The sequence below is a fragment of the Amphiplicatus metriothermophilus genome (genome assembly GCF_900199215.1).
GTDB lineage: Bacteria > Pseudomonadota > Alphaproteobacteria > Caulobacterales > Parvularculaceae > Amphiplicatus > Amphiplicatus metriothermophilus.
Map to the genome: position 1 here is coordinate 272,368 of NZ_FZQA01000001.1, position 24,048 is coordinate 296,415.

General features: G+C 66.1%; 23 protein-coding genes. 12 read left to right on the forward strand and 11 right to left on the reverse strand.

What is annotated here, in order from left to right:
• Nucleotides 1-20 precede the first annotated feature (20 nt).
• Nucleotides 21-1,598 carry an ABC transporter permease gene (locus CHB64_RS01430; protein WP_089410801.1) on the forward strand — a complete coding sequence of 526 codons (1,578 nt, stop codon included), beginning with the start codon at nucleotides 21-23 and terminating at the stop codon, nucleotides 1,596-1,598.
• Here the strand turns inward: CHB64_RS01430 and CHB64_RS01435 are convergent.
• From CHB64_RS01435 to CHB64_RS01445, 3 genes are all read right to left on the reverse strand, one after another.
• Nucleotides 1,574-2,746 carry a DegT/DnrJ/EryC1/StrS family aminotransferase gene (locus tag CHB64_RS01435; RefSeq protein ID WP_089410802.1) on the reverse strand — a complete coding sequence of 391 codons (1,173 nt, stop codon included), beginning with the start codon at nucleotides 2,744-2,746 and terminating at the stop codon, nucleotides 1,574-1,576. The genes CHB64_RS01430 and CHB64_RS01435 overlap by 25 nt on opposite strands.
• Nucleotides 2,743-3,666: a Gfo/Idh/MocA family protein gene (locus CHB64_RS01440; protein WP_159462366.1), complete on the reverse strand. Its 924-nt coding sequence runs from the start codon at nucleotides 3,664-3,666 to the stop codon at nucleotides 2,743-2,745. Before CHB64_RS01440 ends, CHB64_RS01435 begins: the two co-directional genes overlap by 4 nt.
• Before the next feature lie 151 nt (nucleotides 3,667-3,817).
• On the reverse strand, nucleotides 3,818-5,200 hold the full coding sequence (locus CHB64_RS01445) for a class II 3-deoxy-7-phosphoheptulonate synthase (protein WP_089410804.1): 1,383 nt from the start codon (nucleotides 5,198-5,200) through the stop codon (nucleotides 3,818-3,820).
• 149 nt (nucleotides 5,201-5,349) lie between these two features.
• Between CHB64_RS01445 and CHB64_RS01450 the strand changes: the two genes are divergently transcribed.
• Nucleotides 5,350-6,252 carry an MBL fold metallo-hydrolase gene (locus CHB64_RS01450; protein WP_089410805.1) on the forward strand — a complete coding sequence of 301 codons (903 nt, stop codon included), beginning with the start codon at nucleotides 5,350-5,352 and terminating at the stop codon, nucleotides 6,250-6,252.
• 84 nt (nucleotides 6,253-6,336) lie between these two features.
• Here the strand turns inward: CHB64_RS01450 and CHB64_RS01455 are convergent, their stop codons facing one another.
• On the reverse strand, nucleotides 6,337-6,627 hold the full coding sequence (locus CHB64_RS01455; protein ID WP_089410806.1) for a hypothetical protein: 291 nt from the start codon (nucleotides 6,625-6,627) through the stop codon (nucleotides 6,337-6,339).
• A gap of 188 nt (nucleotides 6,628-6,815) precedes the next feature.
• On the opposite strand from CHB64_RS01455, the gene CHB64_RS01460 reads away from it, so the two are divergent.
• Nucleotides 6,816-7,532, forward strand: a complete 717-nt coding sequence (locus CHB64_RS01460; protein WP_089410807.1) for a winged helix-turn-helix transcriptional regulator — start codon at nucleotides 6,816-6,818, stop codon at nucleotides 7,530-7,532.
• 10 nt (nucleotides 7,533-7,542) lie between these two features.
• On the opposite strand, the gene gpmA is transcribed toward CHB64_RS01460, so the two are convergent.
• Nucleotides 7,543-8,286 carry a 2,3-diphosphoglycerate-dependent phosphoglycerate mutase gene (gene gpmA, locus CHB64_RS01465; RefSeq protein ID WP_089410808.1) on the reverse strand — a complete coding sequence of 248 codons (744 nt, stop codon included), beginning with the start codon at nucleotides 8,284-8,286 and terminating at the stop codon, nucleotides 7,543-7,545.
• A gap of 218 nt (nucleotides 8,287-8,504) precedes the next feature.
• Between gpmA and CHB64_RS01475 the strand changes: the two genes are divergently transcribed.
• A complete protein-coding gene (locus CHB64_RS01475) occupies nucleotides 8,505-9,413 on the forward strand; it encodes an isoaspartyl peptidase/L-asparaginase family protein (RefSeq protein ID WP_089410810.1) in 909 nt (302 codons plus the stop codon).
• 14 nt (nucleotides 9,414-9,427) lie between these two features.
• On the opposite strand, the gene CHB64_RS01480 is transcribed toward CHB64_RS01475, so the two are convergent.
• Genes CHB64_RS01480 through CHB64_RS01490 form a run of 3 tightly spaced genes read right to left on the reverse strand, consistent with a single transcriptional unit; the run spans nucleotide 9,428 to nucleotide 11,642 of the window.
• On the reverse strand, nucleotides 9,428-10,651 hold the full coding sequence (locus tag CHB64_RS01480; protein WP_089410811.1) for an endonuclease/exonuclease/phosphatase family protein: 1,224 nt from the start codon (nucleotides 10,649-10,651) through the stop codon (nucleotides 9,428-9,430).
• 48 nt (nucleotides 10,652-10,699) lie between these two features.
• A complete protein-coding gene (locus tag CHB64_RS01485) occupies nucleotides 10,700-11,074 on the reverse strand; it encodes a DUF6768 family protein (RefSeq protein ID WP_089410812.1) in 375 nt (124 codons plus the stop codon).
• Nucleotides 11,067-11,642: an RNA polymerase sigma factor gene (locus CHB64_RS01490; RefSeq protein WP_089410813.1), complete on the reverse strand. Its 576-nt coding sequence runs from the start codon at nucleotides 11,640-11,642 to the stop codon at nucleotides 11,067-11,069. Before CHB64_RS01490 ends, CHB64_RS01485 begins: the two co-directional genes overlap by 8 nt.
• Before the next feature lie 111 nt (nucleotides 11,643-11,753).
• On the opposite strand from CHB64_RS01490, the gene CHB64_RS01495 reads away from it, so the two are divergent.
• The 4 genes from CHB64_RS01495 (at nucleotide 11,754) to corA (ending at nucleotide 16,195) form a co-directional block, all read left to right on the forward strand.
• Complete coding sequence (locus CHB64_RS01495; protein ID WP_089410814.1) at nucleotides 11,754-13,028, forward strand: flavohemoglobin expression-modulating QEGLA motif protein; 1,275 nt, start codon at nucleotides 11,754-11,756, stop codon at nucleotides 13,026-13,028.
• A 30-nt stretch (nucleotides 13,029-13,058) separates the two neighbouring features.
• The gene (locus tag CHB64_RS01500; protein WP_089410815.1) at nucleotides 13,059-14,429 is read left to right on the forward strand and encodes an MFS transporter; all 1,371 of its coding nucleotides are present in this window, start codon (nucleotides 13,059-13,061) and stop codon (nucleotides 14,427-14,429) included.
• Between the two features lie 208 nt (nucleotides 14,430-14,637).
• Nucleotides 14,638-15,171, forward strand: a complete 534-nt coding sequence (locus CHB64_RS01505) for a hypothetical protein (protein WP_089410816.1) — start codon at nucleotides 14,638-14,640, stop codon at nucleotides 15,169-15,171.
• Between the two features lie 52 nt (nucleotides 15,172-15,223).
• Complete coding sequence (corA, locus tag CHB64_RS01510) at nucleotides 15,224-16,195, forward strand: magnesium/cobalt transporter CorA (protein ID WP_089410817.1); 972 nt, start codon at nucleotides 15,224-15,226, stop codon at nucleotides 16,193-16,195.
• 75 nt (nucleotides 16,196-16,270) lie between these two features.
• Here the strand turns inward: corA and CHB64_RS01515 are convergent, their stop codons facing one another.
• Both CHB64_RS01515 and CHB64_RS01520 read right to left on the reverse strand, forming a co-directional pair.
• Complete coding sequence (locus CHB64_RS01515) at nucleotides 16,271-17,596, reverse strand: UDP-glucose dehydrogenase family protein (protein WP_089410818.1); 1,326 nt, start codon at nucleotides 17,594-17,596, stop codon at nucleotides 16,271-16,273.
• 54 nt (nucleotides 17,597-17,650) lie between these two features.
• Nucleotides 17,651-19,144, reverse strand: coding sequence for an undecaprenyl-phosphate glucose phosphotransferase (locus tag CHB64_RS01520; RefSeq protein WP_159462367.1), 1,494 nt, complete (start codon nucleotides 19,142-19,144; stop codon nucleotides 17,651-17,653).
• Between the two features lie 233 nt (nucleotides 19,145-19,377).
• Here CHB64_RS01520 and CHB64_RS01525 point away from each other — a divergent pair, with 233 nt between their 5' ends.
• Nucleotides 19,378-19,602 (forward strand): hypothetical protein, encoded by a 225-nt coding sequence (locus CHB64_RS01525; protein ID WP_089410820.1) that lies wholly within the window; start codon nucleotides 19,378-19,380, stop codon nucleotides 19,600-19,602.
• Nucleotides 19,603-19,645: 43 nt separating this feature from the next.
• Nucleotides 19,646-20,428, forward strand: coding sequence for a 3'(2'),5'-bisphosphate nucleotidase CysQ (cysQ, locus tag CHB64_RS01530; RefSeq protein WP_089410821.1), 783 nt, complete (start codon nucleotides 19,646-19,648; stop codon nucleotides 20,426-20,428).
• 13 nt (nucleotides 20,429-20,441) lie between these two features.
• Here the strand turns inward: cysQ and CHB64_RS01535 are convergent, their stop codons facing one another.
• Nucleotides 20,442-22,082: a hypothetical protein gene (locus CHB64_RS01535; RefSeq protein WP_089410822.1), complete on the reverse strand. Its 1,641-nt coding sequence runs from the start codon at nucleotides 22,080-22,082 to the stop codon at nucleotides 20,442-20,444.
• Nucleotides 22,083-22,225: 143 nt separating this feature from the next.
• Here CHB64_RS01535 and CHB64_RS01540 point away from each other — a divergent pair, with 143 nt between their 5' ends.
• Entirely contained in the window at nucleotides 22,226-22,906 is a 681-nt protein-coding gene (locus CHB64_RS01540; protein WP_089411425.1) for a glutathione S-transferase family protein, read from the forward strand.
• The gene (gene queG, locus CHB64_RS01545) at nucleotides 22,887-24,047 is read left to right on the forward strand and encodes a tRNA epoxyqueuosine(34) reductase QueG (RefSeq protein WP_089410823.1); all 1,161 of its coding nucleotides are present in this window, start codon (nucleotides 22,887-22,889) and stop codon (nucleotides 24,045-24,047) included. Before CHB64_RS01540 ends, queG begins: the two co-directional genes overlap by 20 nt.
• Nucleotide 24,048 lies beyond the last annotated feature (1 nt).

A 24,048-nucleotide genomic window follows, 5' to 3' on the forward strand; every position in this document is an offset into this window, starting at 1 on the left:
CCGCGTCCGCACAGCGAAGAATGAGCCGCCCCGCCAGGCGGGCCGGCTGGCTTGCGCCGGCGACCATCGCCGTCCTTGTCCTGGCGCCGGTCGGGTTCGTCCTGACGAGCCTCGCGAGCGGCTTCGGCGAGGCGCAGACTCATGTGTGGACGACCACCGGCCCGCGTTATCTCGCCGGAACCCTCATGCTGTGCGCCATCGTCGGCGCCGCAAGCGCGATTGTCGGCGCAGGCGCGGCCGCGCTGATCGCTCTGGCCGAGTTTCCGGGCCGGCGACTCTTCGCGCCGGCGCTCGTCCTGCCATTCGCCGTTCCGGCCTATATCTCGGCCTACGCTTGGGCCGATCTGTTCGATCCCTTCGGACCGCTGGCGGCGGCGGGCGGATCGGTCGCGATCCGCTCGTTGCCGGGCGCGGCGTTCATCCTGACTCTGGCGACCTATCCTTACGTCTATCTCGCGATGCGCGCGTCGCTGGAGGCGCGCAGCGGCGCCTATCTCGACGCCGCGCGCAGCCTTGGCGCGCACCCGCTTGACGCCGTCCTGCGGGTGTTCCTGCCCGCCGGCCGGGCCGCGCTCGCGGGCGGCGTCGCGCTCGCCCTGATGGAGACGGCGGCCGATTTCGGCGTCGCGGACTATTTCGGCGTGGCGACGCTCAGCGTCGGAATCTTCCGCACCTGGTACGGGCTGGGGGATCTTCTTGCGGCTTCGCAGATCGCGGCGGGACTGTTTTTCGTTACGCTCTTGCTCATCCTGATCGAAGAGACGGCGCGCCGGGGCCTCGGCGCGGAGACGCTCGGCGCGCAAGCGCCCCGGACCCGTCTGCGGCTGAAAGGCGCGGCGGCGGCTGGCGCCGTCATATTCTGCGCCGCGCCGGTCGCGCTCGGCTTTGTCGTTCCGGTCGGCGCGCTTGCGGCCCTCGCTTTCGCCGGCGCGCCGGAACACGGCGCGCGCGGCCTTGCGCAGGCGGCCGCGAACACCGGCCTTGTCGCGGCGCTTGGGGCGGCGCTCGCCATGACCCTGGCGATCGCGCTCGCCTACGCTGCGCGGGCGGCCCGCAGCCCGAAGACGCGGGCGCTCATCCGGATCGCCTCGATGGGCTACGCCGTGCCGGGCGCAGTGCTCGCCATCGGCGTCCTTGCGCTCGCCGCAGCCGGTCAGGCCTTGACCGGCCTTACGGTCGGCGGCGTCGGGCTCCTCGTATATGCTTACGCTGCGCGGTTTCTGACCGTCGGCTATAATGCGGCCGCGGCCGGCCTCGCTCAACTTCATCCGCAGACGGACGAGGCTGCGCAAACGCTCGGCGCCGGTCCCTCCCGCATCATTCTGCGGGTGCATGCGCCGCTCGCGCGGCCCGCGCTGGCCGCGGGGGTGCTCATCGTCGTCATAGACATCGCCAAGGAGCTGCCGGCGACCCTGCTCCTGCGTCCGTTCAATTTCGAGACGTTAGCGACGCATGTCTATCGTCTCGCCTCCGACGAACGCCTTGCGCAAGCCGCGCCGGCGGCGCTGGCGCTCATCGGGTTGAGCCTGATCCCGACCTTCCTGGCGAGCGCTTTGGCCATGTCGCGCAAGACTCAGCGCGTTCTGTCGATGCAATAAAGCGTCGCTTCGCAAATATAATCGACCTGCGCGGGCGTCAGATATGGGTGCATCGGCAGGGAGAAGATCTCCCGCGCCAAGCCTTCCGTGACGGGAAGACCGCCAGCCGGCGCGAAGGCTTCGAAAGCGGGCATCATGTGCAGCGGCGTTTCATAATAGATCGCCGTAGGCACGCCCATCTCCTTCAGCATGGCGACGATGGCGTCGCGGCCAGGCGCGCAGAGCGAATAATAGCTGCGTCCGGATTGCGCGCCTGGGACAAGGGCCTGAAGACGCGCCGCGCCTGACAGCCTAGCATCATAGGCCGCCGCGATGCGCGCGCGGGCGTCTTGTTCTTCGTCGAAGATGGCGAGCTTTTCGAGCAGCACCGCCGCCTGGAAACTGTCCATCCGACCGTTGAAGCCTACGCATACGGATATTTTGCGCGAAGCGTCCGTGCCGTGCCAGCGAATCGATCGCCATGCTTCGAGCGCGCTCTCATCCTGCGTGAAGACCGCGCCGGCGTCGCCATAGGCGCCAAGCGCCTTGCCCGGAAAGAAGCTCGTCGCCGTCGCGGTCGCCAGATCGCCGACCCAACGCCCATGAAGCCGGGCGCCGAAACTCTGCGCGCCGTCGGCGAGAAGGAACAGACCTTCCCGCTCGGCGATCTTGGATATGGCGGGATAATCGGCGGGCGCGCCGAAAAGATCCACGGGTATCGCCGCGCGCGGCCGCAGCCGACCCTCGCGTCTCACGACCTCGATACGGCGCTCGAGGTCCGCGGGGTCCATATTGAAGGTATCGGGATCGACATCGACGAAAACCGGCGTCGCGCCCGTCAGCAGAATTGCGTTGACCGTGGCGTTGTAGGTGAAGGAAGGCGCGAACACGGCGTCGCCGACATCGACGCCTTGCGCAAGCATCGGGATGATGAGCGCCGCCGTACCGCTCGCGCAGGCGACGGCGCCCTTCGCGCCCGTGCGGGCCGCGAGCGCTTCTTCAAGCTCTTCGACCTCGGGGCCGGCGATATATTTGCCGTGATCGAGCACGCGCTTCAGCCGCGACTCTATCCGTTCACGGATGATCCGTTGCTGGGCTTTCAGATCGATGAACGCGATTTCGCCGACGCGAGTCGTTCCGGCGAGAGGAAGATTGGCGACGCCGTTCATGGGGTGGCCTTTCGCAACGCGCCCGGCGCGCTCTTGACGAGCGCGGCCTCGATCATCGTCGCCCATTCGAGCGCGGCGCGTCCCGCCTCGCCCGGAATTTCGGGCGGGCCGCCGCGGGCCGCCGCTTGTACGAACCGTTCGACCCCATAGCCGAGCGGATCGGCGAGCGCCGGCGAGTCCTGGTCGAACCCGCCCGCCAGCGCCGGCGCGCCAGATAAGCTGCGTCGAGCGAAATCGATTTCAATCAATCCGTCCTCGTAGAGAAGGCGCATGCGCCGATCCGGCGCGCCTGCGATCCGGCTCGCGGTCAGCATCGCCGTTGCCCCCGAGTCGAAGAGCAGCTCGGCCGTCGCCTCGTCACGGCCGCCTGAGGCCGAAACCGCAGCCAGCGCGCCAAAATCGAGCCGGCGGATCAAATCCAGATCATGGATCATGAGGTCGAACACGACGGAAACGTCCCCGCCGCGACCCGAGGGCGGATTGCGCCGCGCGCACCAGACCCTTTGCGGGCGCGGGCGCGCGAAGAGGCCTAGGGCTTCGGCGACGAAGCGCTCCTGGTGACCGACCTGAAGGACGAGCCCCCGGCGCGCGGCGAGCGCAATCAGCTCGTCGGCGTGGGCGAGATCAAGCGCCAGAGGCTTCTCTACAAGCACGCTCTTGCCGGCGACGAGCGCCTGGCGGGCGAGCTCGAAATGGGCGGAGGCCGGCGCCGCGACGGTCAGAACGTCTACGGCGCCGAGAAAAGCCGCATAGTCGGCGAAAGGCTCCGCGCCATGAAGGCGGGCGAGCGCCGCGGAGCGCGCCGGGTCGACGTCGTAGACAGCCGCAAGCCTGACGCCGTCGAGGCCTGCGTATTTCTGCGCGTGATAGCCGCCGAAAACGCCGGCGCCGGCGACCCCTGCGAGAATTTTCCCGTCCAACTCGAACGCTCCAGTACTGGCCGCCTCGAACCGGCTCTCGACCGGGGAAAACCATACGCGCGGTTTGTGGCGGTTAAAGGCCGCCCCGCGCACGGCGTACGCCCGCGTCGGTCAAACTATGTTTCGCGCTGTTTCACTCCGCCGTAAATCCTCACGCCGGGCTCCCGATGGCCCTTGCCGCGCCGTTCCTCCGAGCGGCCTTCAGGCGGTCGGCCATGATGAAGGCGAGCTCCAGCGCCTGGCTGGCGTTGAGGCGCGGATCGCAGTGGGTGTGATAACGCGAACCGAGCTCCTGCTCGGAGATGGCGTGAGCCCCGCCCAGGCATTCGGTGACGTTCTGGCCGGTCATCTCGAAATGCACCCCGCCGGGATAGACCCCTTCGGCGCGGCAGATATCGAAAAACTGAACGGTCTCGCTCAGCACGTCCTCGAAGCGGCGCGTTTTGAAGCCCGATGCGGTCTTGATGGTGTTGCCGTGCATGGGATCGCACGACCAGACCACGTTCGCGCCGAGCTTTTTGACCAGGCGAATCAACGACGGCAGCCCTTCGGCGATCTTGCCCGCCCCGAAGCGCGCGATCAGCACGAGGCGGCCCGCCTCGTTCCCGGGGTTCAGAATTTCGAGAAGCTGCGCGAGATCGTCCCCCGACAGGGACGGCCCGCATTTGAGGCCGATCGGGTTTTCGACGCCGCGGCAGAACTCCACATGGGCGCCGTCGGGCTGGCGCGTGCGGTCGCCGATCCAGATGAGATGAGCCGAGGTGTCGTACCAGAGCCCCGACGTCGAATCGACGCGGGTCATCGCCTGCTCGAAAGGAAGGTGCAGCGCCTCGTGGCTTGTATAGAAATCCACTTCGCGCAGCGCCCGCACCTCCTCGCCGGTGACGCCGCAGGCCTCCATGAAGGTCAGCGATTCCGAAATGCGGTCGGCGAGCTCGCGATAGCGATGGCCCTGAGGGTTGTCCGCTACGAACTCCAGATTCCAGCGGTGGACGTTGTGCAGGTCTGCATAACCCCCCGAAGCGAAGGCGCGAATGAGGTTGAGCGTAGCCGCAGCCTGGCCGTAGGCGCGGATGAGGCGTTGCGGATCGGGCGTGCGGGCGGCCCGATCGAACTCCATGCCGTTGATGTTGTCGCCGCGATAGCTCGGCAGCGTCACGCCGTCGCGGGTTTCTGTCGGCTCCGAACGCGGCTTGGCGTACTGGCCGGCGATGCGTCCGACCTTCACCACCGGGGCCGAAGCTCCGAAAGTGAGCGCCACCGACATCTGCAACAGCACCCGGAAGGTGTCTCGGATATTATTGGGGTGGAACTCCTTGAAGCTCTCCGCGCAGTCGCCGCCCTGAAGGAGGAATGCTTCGCCGCGCGCCACTTGGGCGAGCGCCTTGCGCAGCCGGCGCACTTCGCCCGCGAAGACGAGCGGCGGATAGCTCTTGAGCTCCGCCTCGACCGCAGCGAGCGCGGCCGGATCGGGATAGTCGGTCGGCAAATGCCGGGCCGGCCTCTCCCGCCAGGAATCGGGACGCCAGGACATGCAACGCTCCGCGCAAACCTGCTTTTCTTAAACGCGCGCTAGGTGCGGCGCAACATGAGACCGATCCGCGCGCCCCCGCCCAGGTTTGATTTCAGCCCGCCTGCAGGATTTGCTAACCAGAGCGCAAGCGCTTTCTAAAGGGGGTCGCCATGCCGCCGTTTCGCGCCGGTTTCTTCGCCGCGTTCGCCGCTTCCGCGCTGATCGCGAGCGGCGCCGTCGCCCAGCGCGACTTTTCCGCCGTCGAGATCAAAACGCAGGAAGTCGCCGAAGGCGTCTACATGCTTGTCGGCGCGGGCGGGAACATCGGCCTGTCGGTCGGCGCGGACGGCGCGTTTCTCATCGACGACCAGTTCGCGCCGCTGTCGGACAAGATCCTCGCCGCCATCCGGAAGGTCACCGACGAAGATGTCGCCTTCGTGCTCAACACCCACTGGCACGGCGACCATACCGGCGGCAACGAGCCGTTCGGCGCGCTGGGCGCGCACATCGTCGCGCACGACAACGTCCGCGCCCGGCTCAAGGACGGGCTGATGCGCGAGAGCGGATCGACGACGCCGCCCGCCCCGCCGGGCGCGCTGCCTGTCGTCACTTTCGACGAGACGATCACCTTTCACTGGAACGGGCAGGAGATTCACGCCTTCCACCCCGACCCGGCGCATACGGACGGCGACGCCATCGTTCATATCCGCAATCGCGACGTCATCCATATGGGCGACGTTTTCTTCAATGGAGCCTATCCTTACGTGGATCTCGAAAGCGGCGGCGACCTCGACGGCTATATCGCCGCGCAGGAGCGCGCCCTAGCGCTCGCCGGTCCTGAAACGAAGATCATTCCCGGTCACGGGCCGCTTGCGGGCCGGGCCGATCTCGAACGCAGTCTCGCCATGCTGCGCGATGTACGCGCGCGCATCCTCGCGCTGATCGAACGCGGGCTCGATGAAGACGCGACCGTCGCCGCCGATCCGCTCGCCGACCTCAATCCAACCTGGGGGCAGGGCTTCATCGACGGCGAGCGCATGACGCGCATCGCCTATCGCTCGCTCAAGCGCTGAACCGGAGCGTGGCGCAAAAAGCGCCCGCCGGCAGGCGGGCGCGAGTTATCCTTCCGGGGCGGAAGAAACAGGACTCAGGCGAAGTCAGGCCTTTACGGACACGTCGGTGACCGCGCCGCGTTTGATCTTGCATTCGGCGATGATCGACTCGCCCTCGCCTAGCGGGATCATTTTCACCCGGACGGTCTTGGCGGCGCCGCCGCGCGATTTCACAAATCGGGCGCGATAGGCGTCGGACGCCGCAATCCCTTCAGCGTCAAGGGCGGCGGCGCACAGCGACACCTGTTCGTCGACGCTCGTCGCCAGCGCTGGCGCGGCGAGGCCGAGCGCGGCGGCGAACAGGAAAGCGACGAGGGGTCCCGCGATGGCTCTCATGAGGATTCTCCTAAGGATCGGCCGTAAAGGGCGCTTTGGCTGGTGCACGAGGAAGTTTACTATCGCTTTTTAAAGTGTCAATTATATTTTTATCGCGCCGGAGTTGTTATATCATATATTGTCAAGCAGCCGTAAGCACACCGCGAAAGAGGCGCGCGACGGCGGGGAGGCGCCCTGGAAAGGCTTTGATGTCAAGGACTTACAATCAGGATTGCGTGCTGGCTTACGCCCTCGACCTGCTCGGCGAGCGCTGGACGATGCTCATCATCCGCGAGCTGTTTTTGGGGCCGCGCCGTTTCGGCGACCTGCATGCAGCGCTGCCTGGCATCGGCACCAACCTTCTGAGCAAACGTCTTAAAGAGCTGGAGGAGGCAGGCCTGATCGTCGGGCCCGGCCCCGGCGAGGCGCGGGGCTCTTATCGCCTCAGCGAGGAGGGAGAGAATCTGCGTCCCACGGTTCACGCGCTCATGTACTGGTCGATCGAGTATTTCATGAACCGCGCCGAACCCTCCCCGCCGCGCGAGTGCATCTATTCGAACGACCTGCAGCCCGATTCCGTCGCGCTCGCCATCGAGCTGTTCGTCAACAAATGCGCGACGCCGTTTTCGAATTACGTGCTGCACCTGTATATCGACGAAAATCCCTATACCTTCTATTTCATGAACGGCGTGGCGACCGCCCGCCGCGGCGCCGACGCGCCGGCGGTCGCGCGCATCGACGCGGATGTGGCGACCCTGATGCAGGCGATGCGCAGCGAGATCTATCTGCCGCAGATCCGCGAGCGCGCGAAGCTGTCAGGCGACGAAACCGTGCTCAATCATTTTTTGACGAGCCTTTCGCCAGGGGCGGCCGTCGCGGAGGAAGTCGCCCGCCAGATTCGCGCCCGCGCCTCGCAGCACGCCTGACGCCGCACAGTTATTTTTCAGGAATCGGCGGCAGCTTCTCCGCACGCGCATCATCGAGATAACGCGCCGCGCGCGGAGCCGTCGATCCGCGCGCGAACTCGAACAGAAGCGGATTGCCGGTGGGAATCTCCACCTCGACGATGTCGGAATCCGACACGTCAAGGAGCAGCTTGACGAGCGCCCTAAGAGAATTGCCATGAGCGGCTATGATGAGCGATTCCCCGCGCGCCGCGCGCGGCGCAATCTCCTCGCGCCAGTATGGCTCGACGCGCTGAAGCGTCGTCTTCAGCGATTCCGCGCGCGGAATCTCCGATGGCGCAAGATCGCGATAGCGCGGATCGCGCGCGGGATCATACGGGCTGTCTTCCGGCATGGGCGGGGGCGGCGTGTCGAAACTGCGCCGCCAGATCTTCACCTGTTCGGCGCCGTGCTTTTCCGCCGTCTCCTTCTTGTCGAGGCCGGTAAGCGCGCCGTAGTGACGCTCGTTCAGCCGCCAGCACTTGATCGTAGGCAGCCACATCCGGTCCATCTCGTCGAGCGCGATCCACAGCGTGCGGATCGCGCGCTTCTGCACCGAAGTGTAGCAGCCGACGAAGTCGACCCCGGTCGCGTTCAGAAGACCGCCAGCCTCGCGGGCTTCCTCCCGGCCTTTGTCCGTCAGATCGACGTCGACCCAGCCGGTGAACCGGTTCTGGAGATTCCATTCGCTCTGGCCATGCCGCACCAGCGCCAGGAAGGTCGCAGCCTCGCTCATCAGAAAATCCGTCGCCTTTCCTTTTCGCAGCGCAAGATAATCATCGCGTGTAGATAACGGCTGACGTCCGCTTTGACCAGCGCGAGGCGAGACCCTGTGCGGGGAAGGGAGAATCGATCTTGTTTCCGCCGACGCCGGCGCGTCCTATATCGTATGACAAGGCAAGGCGCATCTGGCAGGACGGCCCGGGAACGCGCCCCGCCGGGAAGGAGAGATTCATGGCGAAAGCCTCGCCCATCGCGCTGGCGCTTCATGGCGGCGCCGGCGCGCGCGCCGGCCGAGACTACTCGAAGACCGAGGCGCATCTCGCCGAACTCTGCGCGCGCGGCGAGAGCCTGCTCAAGGAAGGCGCGCCCGCCGTCGACGTAGTCGAAACGCTGGTCGCCGAGATGGAGGCCTCGGGTCTATACATCGCCGGGCGCGGCGCGCCGCCCAACAAGGCCGGCTACGCCGAACTCGACGCCTCGATCATGGAGGGCGGCGTCGTCAGCGAAACCGAGAGCCTCACCCGAAAGGCAGGCGCCATCGCCGCAGTCGCCCATATCAAGCATCCCGTGCGCGCCGCGCGCGCGGTGATGGACGAAACCCAGCACATCATGCTCGCGGGCCGGGGGGCGGAGAATTTTTGCCGCAGCCGCGGCTTCGAGTTCGTCGAGGATCCGGACGGCTATTATCTTTTACCTGTGGGCGTGAACGCCGACGAACTGCAGGATGAAGCGATCCGTCACGGCACGGTCGGCGCGGTCGCGCTCGACTCTCACGGCCGTCTTGCGGCCGCGACCTCGACCGGCGGCGTGTTCGGCAAGCTCGAAGGCCGGGTCGGCGACACGCCGCTCATCGGCGCAGGGACGTGGGCGGACGAATATGTCGCAGCCTCCTGCACCGGGCTCGGAGAGTATTTCATCCTCGCCGGCGGCGCCCAGGATGTGGCGAGCCGGGTGCGCTATCAGGGCGCCGACCTTTCCCAGGCGACGGCGGGCCTCATCAAGGACGTCGCGCGGCTCGGCGGCGACGGCGGCGTCATCGCTGTATCGCGCGAGGGCGAGATCGCCTTCGCCTGGAACTCGGAAGGCATGAAGCGCGCCGGAGTCGGCCCCGATCGGCCGCTTTTTTCGGCGACCTTCTGAAAACGGCGCCAAGCCTATTCCGTTACGATGGCGAGATCGCGCCAGACGAGACGATGGTCGGAACTTTCCACCGGATAGCCCGGCCCCACGAGATCATAATGCGCCGCGCCCGGCGCCGGCCAGAACACGCCGCCCCCGGCGTCGCGAAAACCGGTTTTGGAGAACAGCACGTAATCGAGACGCAGATTGCCCGGCCCCGTTTCAGAATCGTCGCCGAAGTCGGCGGTGTCGGCCGCCGGATCGCCGCGATGGATGCGGTTGATCCCGCCCTGACGCGCGGCCTGCGCCGCGCCGCCGATGCTGGTCGGGGCCTGCGCAGGCGCGAGCGACGGGTGATCGAGAAGCTGCGCGATCGCGCCGGCGACGGCTCCGCCGTCATGAGGATCGGCGTTCAGATCGCCCATCACGACGAAACGCGCGCCGGGCTCAAGCCCGCCGAAAACGCCTTCATCGTCATAAATGTAACCTGACCCCTCGGAGACATAGTCCGCCCAGAAACGAATTTCGTCATGGTTTCGCTTTCCGTTCCGGTCTTCCCCGCCGTCGAACGTCGGCGGCGTCGGATGGCTCGCCAGCACATGCACGGTCTCGCCATTGACGATCACCGGCACGTCCCAGTGGCTTTTGGACGACAGACGAAAGTCATTGAGCGATTCTTCGTCGTACCAGTCTCCCGGTTCGGGCGTCGCCGGATCGTCCGGCAGCAGGGCGCCGGGCATGTCTTTCCAGAGAAACGTCTGGAACGTTCGCGCGCGCGCCCCGTCGATCGGATATTTCGACAGGATCGCCATGGCGTACTGGCCGGGAAACGCGCCGTAGCCGAACGCGTCCCCGCCATAATCGCGCGAGCCTGGCTCCGTCGCGACGGCGCCGTCGCGGTCGAGATCATGGCCCGAAGCGACCCCCGTATTGGACGGGGCAAGGAAAACATATGGATAAACGGCGGGCGGCGCGCCGTTCCAGCCGACTTCGAGATAGTTCTGGCGAAAGCGCTTTAACCCTTCCCCGGCCGGATCGTAATCGAACTCGTTCAGCAACAGGATGTCGGGCGCGACGCGCTGGATGATCTCCGCGACCTTGCGCGCCTGGACGTCCCCCGAGGTCGCAAGATCGCTGGCCAACTGTCCCTGGATTGGACGGTTGAGATAGGCGTTGAACGTTGCGAAGCGAACCGTGCTTGCGGCAGGTCGGGCGGCGGGGCCTGCTTCCCAAGCGCACCCGGCAAGACCGGCGAGCATCGCCGCTGACAGACACAGGCGCCGCACGCCCTCTCCTCGCTCGCCCCATCAGGCGGCCTGTTTGCCCTGCATCCGCGCCAATTGCAATTCCACGCGCTTGATCTCGCGCAGGATGCGGTTCGCCTCCATGCGCAGCCAGAACCAGACTTTCATGAACGCCACCATAATCATAAACAGGAGCGTCGCGCCGCCCCAACGCAACGCAGCAAGGGCGTCCTGCGCGCGAATGAATTGGATCGCCGAATAGACCGCCGCCCCGAACATCGCGAATATTATGACGGTCGCAAGCGCCGCAACCCAGGCCTGACGGCCGCGATAGACGCTGAGCCCCTGAGCCAACAGGTTCTGTTCGCTGAACTTTTCAAGTAGCGCGCGATCTTCTTCTTCAAGCGCCTCTTCAATCATGCGATCAATATCAGTCATTGTATTTTCCTCCTTCTGGACAAACCTCAAGCGCGTCGCGCAGCTTGCGGCGCGCGTGCATCAGGCGAGTCTTGACTGTGCCTGCCGGAACCGCGAGCGCCGCAGCGATCTCCGCGACGCTCAAATCCTCCAGATAAAAGAGCGCGACCGTCGCGCGCTGTTCGGCCGGGAGCGCGGCGAGCGCGCGAACCAGCGGCGCGCCGTCCGCTCTCGCCTCGATCGCGTGCGCGCCGCGATCGGGGGACTCCGGTTCGCGCGCGAGGGCCTCCCACGCACGCCGCTCCCGGCCGCCGCGACGAATTCCGTCCGCGCAGCGCCGCGTGACGATGCGCAGCGCCCAGGCTGGAAACAGCGCCGCGTCCTCAAGTCGGGAAAGTCCGCGCGCGATGTCGGCCCAGCCCTCCTGCGCGGCGTCTTCGGCCGCCTCCGCGTCGCCCAAAAGCCGGCAGGCGTGGCGGTAAAGCCGGGGCGCCCAGCGCGCGGCCAAGCGATCGAACGCGGCCCGGTCCCCGGCGCGCGCTGCAGCGACGAGATATTCGTCGAACACGCGCGCTGCGTCGCGGCGCATGGGACCTCCTGTCCGGGACTTCCGCCCGGCGATCGCATCCTTCACAGTATAGGTCGTTCGCGCGGGCGAAACGGTTCATCGCGCCCGCCCGCTTGAGAGATCGGCTCCGGCATGGCGAAAGCGTTTTCGGACAAAGAACTCGATCGCCTGAAGGAGGCCGCGCGGCTGCTCTACGAGGCGGAGGACCGCCTGCCCGTGCTGCGCACGCTTTCCTGGGACCGGGCGCTGGCCGAGATATTCTTTGAAAGCGGCTGCAAGACGCCGCCCCGGCCCGAATATCCCGAAATCGACGACGCGCCCTCTCTTGAACGCATCGCCGCGGCGCGCGCCCTCATCGACGGGTCGAGCCCCGTGCACGCCTGGCTCAGGCGCTTCGCCGACATCACGGAGGAAACCGCCGCCCTGTTGACGAGCGTGGGCTCGCCGCTCTTTTACGGCCATTCCTGCGCGCTGTACGGCTCGCCCACTGCGCCTATCGCCGACAGGGACAGCACCGCCCTCGACCTCGCCCAGCGTCTCGACGCGCTCTTGTCCGAGTTCGACGACGCCGGACGCCGGCTCGAGCCGCCCGCGACTCTTTCGGCGGAGGACGTGAAAGCCCGGCTCGAAGCGGTCCTGCCCGAGCACTTCGGCGGTGAGGCGCCGCGCGTCGAGATCGCGCGCGAGGTTTCGGCAAAGGCGGTCGCGGGCCGCGACTACGTCAAGCTGCGCGCGGACGCGGCCTTCTCCGACCTCGACGTCGAACAGCTTCTCCAGCATGAGGCGCTCGTCCATATCGCCACAGGCAAGAACGGACTCGCTCAGCCGCATTTCCCGATCCTCGCCGAGAGCTATCCCGGCAATGCGCGCACGCAGGAAGGGCTTGCCGTGTTCGCCGAGTTCATCTCGGGCGCGCTCGATCCGCGGCGTTTCAAGCGCCTCGCCGACCGGGTCATCGCCATCGAGATGTCGGCCGAAGGGGCGGACTTCATCGAGCTCTTCGAGTTTTTCCAGGAGCGGAGCGAGGACGACGCCCCGTTCGAGGCGTTCGAGAGCGCAAGACGCGTGGTGCGCGGCGGGCTCGTCAACGGCGGCGCGCCGTTCACCAAGGATTCCGTCTATCTTCAGGGTCTTCTGGAGGTGCACAACTATCTGCGCACGGCCGTTCGCGCAGGAGACGCCTCGTTCATCCGTATGTTGTTCGTCGGCAAGATCGACCTCGCCGATCTCGAGGCGATGAAAATGCTGAAGGAAGCCGGGCTGATCGCCGAGCCGCGCTTCCTGCCGCCCTGGGCGCGGGATCTGCGCTATCTTCTCTCCTATCTCGCCTATTCCACCTTTCTCAACGAAATCAACCTCGCCAAGGTCGCCGCGCGCTATGAGACTCTGCTCTCTCCGCACGTCTGACCCGGCGCCGCATTTTCAGGACCCATCCATATGACTCAGCCGCTCTTTTTTCAGCGCCGGTTTCTGCCGATGTGGACGGCGCTGTGCCTCGGCGCCTTCGCCGACAATATGCTGCGCCAGGCGCTCATCATCGGCATCGCCTTCGGCGCAGTCCCCATGGGCGGCTTCGGAACACCTGACGACGCGATCCCGATCGTCGGCTCGCTGTTCGCCGTCGCGGTGCTGGTCTTTTCCTCGATTTCCGGCCAGGTCGCCGAGCGTTACGAGACGGCCATGCTGTTCCGACGCCTGAAATTCATTGAGGTCGTGCTGATGGCGCTCGCCGCCGCCGGCTTCCTCCTCAATTCCGGATGGCTGCTCGTCGGCGTTCTCTTCGCCATGGGCGCGCAGTCCGCTTTCTTCAGCCCGGCCCGCGTCGGCGCCATGCCAAAGTATCTTTATACGGATGAGCTCGTCCGCGGAAACGGATTCTGCAACGCCGGGCTTTATGTCTCGATTCTCGTTGGGCTATTCGTGGGCGGACTGTTGATCGCCGCGCCAGGCGGCGGGATCAAGGTTGGAGGAGTTCTCTTCGCCGCTTCTTTGCTTGGCTGGCTCGCCGTGTTGTTCGCGCCGGCTGCGGCGGCGGACGCCCCGGATCTCAAACTCGACTGGAATCCGTTCCGCCAATCGGGGCGCATCTTCGGTTACGCGCTTGGCGCGCCGGGCGTGGCGCGCCCGCTTATGGCTGTTGCGCTATTCTACTACATCTCCACCATGGTCACGGTGCTCGCGCCGCTTTATGCGCGCGGGCCCCTCGGCGCCGACGAAGCGGTCGCGACCGCGATCATGGGCCTTTTCGCCGTCGGGATCGGAACCGGCGCGCTCGCCGCGGCCGGCCTCGCCAAGGGGCGCAGCGGGCTGGGATTCTCCGCCCTTGGCGTTTGTCTCGCCGGCGTCTGCTCGTTTCTTGTCTATGCCCTCACCCTCGCGCTGCCGCCCGGCGAAGCCCGGCGGTCATTCGAACTATTCGTCGAGACCCCGCAGGGAATAGCGCTGGGCGCCGTCCTCGTCGTGTCCGCAATCGCCATGGGCCTTTACGTGGTGCCGCTGCAGGCGGCCATGCAGCGCCGCGCGCCCGCCGAACAGCGCTCGCGGATCATGGCCGCCGGCAACATGGCTAATGCGATGGCGGCGATCGCCGGCTCGCTGTCCGTGCTCTTCGTGACACGCACCGCTCTTGAGCCTCATCAAGCGTTTCTCGTCATCGGCGCCTTGCAGGCGGCCATTGCGGCCTACATGCTGCGTCGGCGTGCGCGGGTCCCAAGCGGCCTATACGATGAAATGCTGACAGGCGCCGCCAAGCCCGGCCCGCGCCCCGCTCGCCCCTCCTCGCCCTCCGCTGTTGAAAATCAGCCCTGAGGGCGGCCGGCGCACGCCTTCCCGCGCGCCGGCCGCCTTGCTAGGCTCGCATCAGTCGCGGGGGAGCCCCGGGAGACGAAGCTTGGTCATCGTCGCGCCGCCGCAAGGATCGCACGCGTTGCATGAATCTTGCTATTTTTGACAACGGTTCCGCTAGGGCGCGCCATCGTTTAACGGCGCGGCAAGGTCGAAACGCTAGGGTTTCAATATGGGACTGTCGTTTTTCATCATCGCGACCTGTCTCGCATTCGGCGCCGTCGCCGCGATCGGCGCGGAACGGCCCGACCTGATGCGCAGCCTGCTTCCCGGTCTGGGCGAAAGCCTGCGCGCGGCTCAGTTCAAGCGGTTCTCGCCGCGCAAGACCCTGTTTCTCTTCGGCCCATCGGCGAATCATCCCGCCTGCCGCCTGCAGCGTCGTCTTCTGAAGCCCGCGATCGCCGCCTTTATCCGCGAGGACGTCGCCGTCATAGAGGCGTACGGCCAGGACATGCCGCGCCGAAACGGCCAGCCTATCGACTGGCTCGACCCGGCCCTTTTGCGGCACGCGATGGATGCGGAAGCCGGCTTCGCCCTCATCTATGTGGATGAGGCGGGCAAGACGGCGCTGCGCTCGGACGCGCCCATGGTGACGGCGGACATTCTCGCGCGCGCCGGGCTCGCAATTGAGCGGTCGCATCATGCCGGCTACGCCGGCGCGGCGCGCCGACGTTCGCCGATCCTCAAACGTCTGCGCGCGGCCTGACAAAATCTGAGAATAATGGCATGAGAACGGCGCGCCTATAAGGAGGCCGCCGATGATCACAGGCTACGCCGTCGCCGACGGAAAGATCCGTGTACTGGGCGATGTCATAAGCGAAAAGGACGCCGCCGTCTGGATCGACATGCTGCGCCCCTCTCCTGAGGAGGAAAAGGCGCTCGAGGCCGCGCTGACCGTCGACATGCCGACCCGGGAGGAAATGAGCGAGATCGAGATCTCGAGCCGACTCTATGCAGAGAACGGCGCTGTCTATATGACGGCGCTCATTCTGTCCCGCACCGACGGGGATGACCCGACTATCGCGCCGGCGACTTTCGTGCTCGCCGGTTCGCGGCTCATCACCATCCGCTATGAAGAGCCGCGCGTGTTCGAACTCTTCGCGGCGCGCGCACAGAAAGCGCAAATCGGTTGCGTTTCCGCCGAAACCATTCTCGTCGGCCTGCTTGAAGCGATCATTGACCGCCTCGCCGACGTTCTCGAGCGCGCCGCGCAGGATACGGAACGACTGTCGAGAGAGATTTTCCAGCTGGGCGCCGAGGCGAAAACAAAGAGCCGCGATTTCCGCCGACTCGTGGTCGAGCTCGGCCGCAAAGGCGACCTCGGTTCGAAAATCCGAGACAGCGTCGTCACGCTGAATCGCCTCTTCGGCTTTCTCGCCCTTCATATTTCGCAGAGCGCTGGCGACAAAGAACTGAAAGCCCGCCTCAAAACACTGTCGCGCGACGCGGCTTCGCTGGCCGACCACCTGTCGTATCTGTCGCAGAAAATAACCTTCCTGCTCGACGCCACATTAGGCATGATAAACATCGAGCAGAACCAGATCATCAAAATATTCTCGGTGGCGGCCGTTTGCTTCCTTCCGCCGACTCTGATTGCGTCCGTATACGGTATGAACTTCGAATTCATGCCCGAGCTTTCCTCGCCATATGGCTATCCAATCGTAATCGCGGCGATGATTCTTTCCGCAGTGCTGCCTCTTTTCTATTTCAAGCGTCGCGGTTGGCTATAAGGGGGCGATCAGCCTCGACGCGGCGCCGTCTACGGCGACAATCGCACCAACCCTCGCCGAAGGGCGCGCACGACGTCACTCGGCCGCGAAGGACGAATCGGCTCGACCGATAGAGTGGTATTTGACGCCATGCGCCGCCATATAGGCAGGCCGGTAGATGTTTCTGAGGTCGATCATCACAGGAGACCTCATCAATCCCTTTAGGCGTTCCAGATCGATCGCGCGGAATTCATCCCACTCAGTGATAATCGTCACCGCATCGGCGCCATCGAGGGTCTCGTAGACGCCTTTGCAGAATTCCACGCCGTCGAGCAGCTTCGCCGCCTCCTTCATGCCGGCTGGATCAAAAGCGCGCACGCGCGCGCCCGCTTTCTGAAGCGCGGGAATGATGTCGAGCGACGGCGCTTCGCGCATGTCGTCCGTATTCGGCTTGAAGGTGAGGCCGAGAACGGCGATCGTTTTTCCTTCAACCACGCCGCCGCATGCCGCGATGACGCGCGAGGCCATGCTCTTTTTGCGCCGGTCGTTGACGTCGACGACGGCTTCGACGATGCGGGTCGGCGCGCCGGCCTTCTCGGCCGTCTTTACGAGGGCGAGCGTATCCTTTGGAAAGCACGAACCGCCATAACCAGGCCCGGCGTGCAGGAATTTTCCGCCGATCCGCCGATCCAGGCCGATGCCGCGGGCGACCTCCTGAACGTTGGCGCCGACTCTCTCGCAAATGTCCGCCATCTCGTTGATGAAGGTGATCTTCGTCGCAAGAAAGGCGTTGGCGGCGTATTTGATGAGCTCTGATGTCATACGGTTCGTGAAAACGATCGGCGTCTCGTTGAGATAAAGCGGACGATAGATTTCGCGCATGATTTCGCGGGCCCGATCGTCTTCGGTCCCGACGACGACGCGGTCAGGACGTTTGAAATCCTCAATAGCCGCTCCCTCCCGCAGGAACTCCGGGTTGGACACGACGGAGAAATCCGCATCCGGCCGCGCGCGGCGAATGATCGCTTCGACCTCCGCGCCCGTGCCGACCGGCACGGTCGATTTGGTGACGATCACCGTATAGCCGTCCAGGGCGGCGGCGATCTCTTCGGCCGCGGCGTACACATATGACAAGTCCGCAAAGCCGTCGCCGCGGCGGGACGGCGTGCCGACCGCGATGAACACGGCATCCGCCTCTGGAACCGCAGAGGAGAGATCGGTTGAGAAAGAGAGCCGGCCGGCCTCGACATTTTCAGCCACAAGCGCGTCCAGGCCGGGTTCGAATATCGGTATCTCTCCCCTTTGCAGCCGCTCGATTTTGCCTGCGTCCTTATCAATACACGCCACGTCATGACCGAAATCGGCGAAACAGGCTCCGGACACCAGGCCCACATACCCTGTCCCGATCATTGCGACGCGCATGGCTGCACCCTTTCAACCCAAACCGCCGCGCAGGACCCTTGCTGCAAGGGAGTCTCAGTGCGCGTTTTTAGGGAATAACACCGCGAATACGGTGAGCGACAATATCTTCAGATCGAACCACAGCGACCAGTTGTCAATATAGGCGAGGTCGTAACGCACCCGCGCTTCCATAAGCTCGTTTTCCGAGGTCTCGCCGCGGCACCCGTTGACCTGGGCCCAACCGGTGATGCCGGGCTTGACCTTGTGGCGACCGGAATAGTTCTCGATGATTTGGGCGTAGGCGTGATTGTGGGCGAGTGCGTGAGGCCGCGGCCCTACAAGCGACATTTCGCCTTTCAGAACGTTAATCAGCTGCGGCAGCTCGTCGAGGCTGTAACGCCGCAGGAATCGGCCGATCGGGGTGATCCGCGGATCGCCCGGATGCGCCTGCACGATCCTGTCGCCGTCTTCGGCGACCGTCATGGTGCGAAACTTATAGATGCGAAAAACAGAATGATTGAAGCCGTGACGCTTCTGCGCGAACAGGACCGGCCCGCCGTCCTGCAGCTTGATGGCCGCGGCGATCGCCGCCATCAGCGGCAGCGCGAGAACAAACAGCGCGCCGCCGAGGGCCATGTCCTCAAGCGACTTGAGAAGGCCTCCCCATCCTTCCAGCGGCCGCCGATAGAGATTGAGCACCGGCGCGCCGCCGATCCGCGCGAGCTCGCCGCCGGTGTGATTGAGCCAATACGCCGTGGGGCAGATGGCGATCGAAACCGGAAGCACGGACAATCGCTGCACCAGGGCGTCCATCCGCTCGGCGCTGGCGTCGGGTTCCGCGATCACGATATCGTCTATGGCGCCGGCGCGCGCCGCGCGCGCCAGCGCTGCAAGGTCGCCGTCGACGACCGCAGCCTTTCGCGCCGACGCGCCCGCCAAATCGCTTTCAAAGACGCCCACGATCGAGACCGCCTGCTCGGAGGCGCGCGCAAGCTCTGCGAACTTTTGCGCGGCGTCGTTGGAGCCGACGATCGCGATGCGGCGCGCGAACGCTCCGTCTTCCTTCACCGCTCGCCGCAGCACCGCGCCGGCGACGAAGCGCGTCGTCACCAGCGCCACGGCGCAGGTCGCGAACCAGGCGAACAGCCAGAACCGCGAAAAGCTCTCGGAGATTTTGAATGAAAAGGCGAAGGCGATGAGCCCGAGCACCACAAGCGCCCAGCGCGAGACGACCGCGCGCACCCCCAAAGCCGGGGACAGGATCTGATCGAATTCGTAAAAGCCGTCGCGACGCAGAATGGCGGTGGCCCCGGTCGCGCCGAGAATGCCGGCCGCCAGATATCGCTGCAGATCGACGTCGGCGGCGATGACGAACGCATGATAGACATAGGCCGCCGCCGGCGCGGCCGCGGTGACCAGGATGAAGTCGATGAACTGAACGATATCGCCGTATATCGATCGGGCGAAGGGCGCCCGTCGGCGGCTGCCTCCTTCCGGCGTCGTTTCCGCCTCCCCCGCTCCAGCCGCCCGTCCAAGGCCAGGCGCCGGCGTCGCATCGGAATCCGCCATCGGCGCGGAACCTCCATCTCCCCCGCGGGGATTTACCACGTCATCGACGAACATTCAGCACCGTAGTTGTGACAACAGGCATGCGGCATTGCAAAAAGCTTGCTCATTCCCCCGGCGGTTGCGTCGACTTTTCGCTATGGCGGGATGCGTCTAGCCTAGTCCCCCGATGGGGTGAATAGAGGGCGCCATGCCGGATCGCCCCCCGAGGGCCGGTTCGGCGCGGAGGATGTTCCATGGCGAAACAGTTTGCGTCCTTTCATGTGAGCTGGCGCGACGCCAAGCGCCGGCCCTTCGCGCCGTTCGCCGACGAGGCCGCCTATGGCCGCGCCGCCGCCCAGGCGCTTGAGGCGAAGCTCAACGATCTCGCCGCCGAAGGCTGGATTCTGGAAACCATCATCCCCGTCGCTGGCCTCACCCCGCGCCAGACCGCCGCCTTCACCATCGTCGTATTCAAATGACTGGAGGCTTTGCAGCCGCGCCGGAGAAGGCTAAGCCCCCCGCATGTCGAACGATGAAGCGCTTCTGGAGGAGCTGGCCGCGCTCGCGCTTAAGGCGGGGGCCGAGATCATGCGCGTCTACGCCGAGGACTTCGCCGTAGAGGCGAAGGGCGACGCCTCTCCGGTCACCAAAGCAGACCATCTGAGCGAGAGAATCATCCTTGATGGTCTGGGAAGGATCGCGCCCGACATTCCGGTTCTCGCCGAAGAGCGCGCCTCTGCCGGCGATATTCCGGCGCTGGGCGAAACGTTCTTTTTGGTCGACCCGTTGGACGGGACGCGGGAGTTCATCGGGCGCAATGGCGAGTTCACGGTCAACATTGCGCTCGTTCGCCATGGCCGGCCGGCGCTGGGAGTCGTCTACGCGCCGGCTTTGGGCAAACTCTATGCAGGCGCGGAAAAGGCCTTCCGACTCGCCGTCACGGGCGGAACGCCAGGCCCGCGCGAAACGATCCGCGCTCGGACGGCGCCGCCTGGCGGCCTCGTCGCCGTCGCAAGCCGCAGCCACCGCACGCCCGAAACCGACGCGTTCCTGAAAGACCGGAACGTCGCCGACTTCACCGCCGCGGGTTCGTCGCTGAAGTTCTGCCTGATCGCCGAAGGCGCGGCGGACGTCTATCCCCGCTTCGGCCGCACCATGGAATGGGACACCGCGGCCGGACAGGCTGTCCTCGAAGCCGCCGGCGGGCGTGTTCTCGTCCATCCCGAGGAAACGCCTCTTGTCTATGGCAAGGCGTGGCGCGGTTTCGACAATCCGCATTTCGTCGCCTGGGGCGTGAAAACCTGACCCCCCCCCCGTCTTATTGAAGAGAATCCTGCGCGCCGCCGGAATCAGACGGGCCGACGGCGACCTCAGCCGGCAAGGTCGCGCCCCTGCGCACCCAGACGTCCCACAAGGGCGTGGCCTCGACGAGCCTGAAATCCGTATAAAGAACCGCCTGCGAGCGGACTTTCGCCGCCGCCGTGGCGGGGTCGAGATCAAGCCTCGGAACCAGGGCGACCGCGGCCTCGTGCGTCGCGGCCGCGCCGTCCGACGCACAAGTCCGTCGCAAGCCAAGCAGACAAGCGGCGTCCACGCCTGCGAGAATCGCCACATCGAGCCCATATCGGGCATAGACGCGCGCTTCCTCAGCCGCCGCAAGCAGCATCGCGGCCTGATCGGCCGGCGCCAGCGGCAGCGCCTGTTGGGCCTCGCTCGCCGTGAACCGTCCTTCCCTGATCCAGCGCTCGGCGCGCGGCGCGCCTGAATGAACGAGCCCGAGCGCGACGCGCGTTTCAGCTGGCGCCAAAACCGCAGCTTCGTGCTGCGCGATGAGCCGCTGCGCCGCGATTTGAACGAATGCGGCCGTCCCGGCGAGTACGAGACATGCAGCCAGCGCGCCCGTGGCGACGCTGGCGCGATCATGGACCCGGAAGATCCCGTCGTAAAAAGGGGAAGCCGTCGAAAAGGCGGCGATCGCGGCGCCGAAAAGAAAAGCCGGCGCGGCGTCCGCGCCGGCGGCGCGCGCCGCGACAGCCGCCAGCAAGATGAAAGCCGCGGCGGCGGCCCATCCTCTTGCATGGGCGCGCCCGCCGAAAACCGCGGCGGCGAAAACGACCAACGCGGCGATGACGGCGGCGCCGGATGACGCCGTCGCCGAGTCCGAGCGAGACGAGATGTTCGTCGAAACCGCCGCCGGGAGCGCTCCTGCGCGCTCTGCGGCGATCCCAGGCGCGATGAGTTCGGCGCTTCCCAAAATGAGCGCGAACGTGGCGACGCCCGCGACATAGCGCTGAGCGCCGGCCCGACCTGTCAGAAAAGGCGACGCTGAGAGCGCAGCCAGCCCCGCGAGCGCCGGCGCGGGCGCGCTCATCCAGCTCGCTGCTAGACAGAGTCCGCCCAGGACGCCTTCGATCCGTGCTCTCGGGGCGTCCTCACAGGCGGGCGCGGCAAGAAACGCGATCGCCGCCACGAGGAAAAACGCCAGGCCGAGTTCTCCGGCTCCGGCCTCGGGCGCGGCGACATAGCCGGCGAGGATCGCGGTCAGCCCTGCGGCGGCGACGGCCGGAAAGCGCGCCGCTGCGATCCAAGCGATGACGAGCGCAGTCAGCGCCGCGGCGAACGCCCCCGCGAAAAGCCGGACGCGGCCCGGCGCGTCGGCGAACATGTCCCCCGCGAGCAGAAACAGCATATATAACGGCGCGTGCGCCGATTCCGCCTCGCCGGCGGCCAAGGCGCGCGCGGCGGCCACCGGCGCGAGGGTTTCGGAAAGGGGCGCAGAGCTCAATAGCGCCGGCGCGAGAGCTGGCGCGGCGACGAAGGGCGCAGCCGCGACAAGCGCGAGCGTCATCGTCGCGCGCGGACCCAACCAGGAGTACGGTATTGCGGCGAGGCGGCGCGCCAGGGGCGCCGGCGCGCGCCAGAACGCCTCATTTTGGGATTCTTCGCCCGCGCGGCTCATCCGCCGTTCCTGCCGTGACCTCGCCCATCCGCCTTCCATAGCAAAGGGTTTGCCGCGACCGCGGACGGGCCGAACGCGTCCCGCCTGTGGCCGTTGCGAACCAGTTTTCACTTTCCTCTTTCGCGCCCTATGGTGCGCCGATCATGCGGACACTGCTGCACATGCCGTTCGACCCGCCTTCGCGGATGGTTCGCCTCGTCCTCGCCGAGAAAGGCCTCGCGGCGCGGCTCGTCGAATCCCCGCCCTGGAAGGATGATCCGTCGCTCGCCGCCGCCAATCCGGCGCGTTCCATTCCCGTGCTCCTTGACGCGCCGCCGACCGGCGGCGAGATCGCCGTATCGCCGGCGCTCGCTATCGCGGAGTATCTTGAGGAGGCTTACCCGGTCTCGCCGCTACTGCCGGCGACGTCGGCCGGACGGGCGGAGGTTCGCCGGCTTGTCTGGTGGTTCGAGATGAAATTCGAGCGCGAGGTCAACGCCGTGCTGTCGCGACAACGCATCGACGCGCGCCTCGCCGGACGGCTGCAATACGACCGCGCCGCCTGGCTCGCCGGCTGCGAAGCGATGCGCTGGCATCTTGATTATGTGAGCTGGCTTCTGGAGAACCGCGCCTGGCTCGTCGGCGAAAAGATGACCCTCGCCGACCTCGCCGCCGCCGCGCATCTGTCCGTAAACGATTACATCGGCGCCGTTCCGTGGGCGGAGTTCCCGCTCGTCAAGGACTGGTATCAAAGTATAAAATGCCGACCCGCCTTCCGCCCGCTTCTCGCAGAACGCGTCGAAGGTTTGCCCGCGCCGTCTCATTATGCAGACCTCGATTTCTGAACCAACACGCGCGCCGCTTCCGCCGCCTGCCTTGGCGGCGGAAATCAGGGCGCATGCGAAAAGTCTTGGCTTCGACGCCGTCGGCGTCGCGCCAGCCGCCGCGCCGCCCGAGCGGGAGGCGCGCCTGCGCGCCTTTGTCGAGGCGGGCCGGCATGGAGACATGGCCTGGATGGCGACCCGCCTCGTCGAGCGCGGCGCGCCGCAGGCTTTATGGCCTGACGCGAAATCCGTCGTCATGGTCGGTCTCAATTACGGACCGGACCATGATCCGCTCGACGACGTCGCTCGCCGGCGCGAGGGCGCGATCTCGGTCTACGCGCGCGGGCGCGACTATCACGACGTGATGAAACCGCGGCTGAAACGACTGGCGCGCTGGATGGTCGAGCGGTTTGGCGGGGGCGTGAAGGTCTTCGTTGACACCGCGCCGGTGATGGAAAAGCCGCTCGCCACCGAGGCCGGCGTCGGCTGGCAGGGCAAGCACACGAATCTCGTCTCGCGCGAGTTCGGCTCGTGGCTGTTTCTCGGCGCGGTGTTCACGACGCTCGATCTTTACCCTGAAACGCCGGAGACGGATCATTGCGGACGCTGCACGCGTTGCCTCGACATCTGCCCCACCAAAGCGTTTCCCGCGCCGTATCAGCTCGACGCTCGCCGTTGCATCTCCTATCTCACCATCGAACACAAAGGTCCGATCCCCGCGGAATTTCGCGAGGCGATCGGCAACCGCATCTATGGCTGCGACGATTGTCTGGCGGTCTGCCCGTGGAACAAATTCGCGCAGTCTGCGCGCGAGGCCGCGCTCGCCGCGCGTAAAGAGCTTTCAACCCCGCCGCTCGCCGCGCTCGCCGCGCTCGACGACGCGGCCTTTCGCGCGCTCTTCCGCGGCTCGCCGGTCAAGCGCACCGGCCGCGACCGATTCGTAAGGAATGTGATGATCGCGATCGGAAATTCCGGCGATCCGACGCTGGCCGAGACCGCGCGCGCGCGCCTTGACGACGCCTCGCCGCTGGTGCGCGGCGCGGCGGTTTGGGCGCTCTGTCGACTGATCGGTCCGACGGCGCTGGCCGACATCCGCGCCGGGCGCGGAAATGATCCGGATCCGGATGTCGAGGCGGAGTGGCGCATGGCGCTCGCCGCCTGAA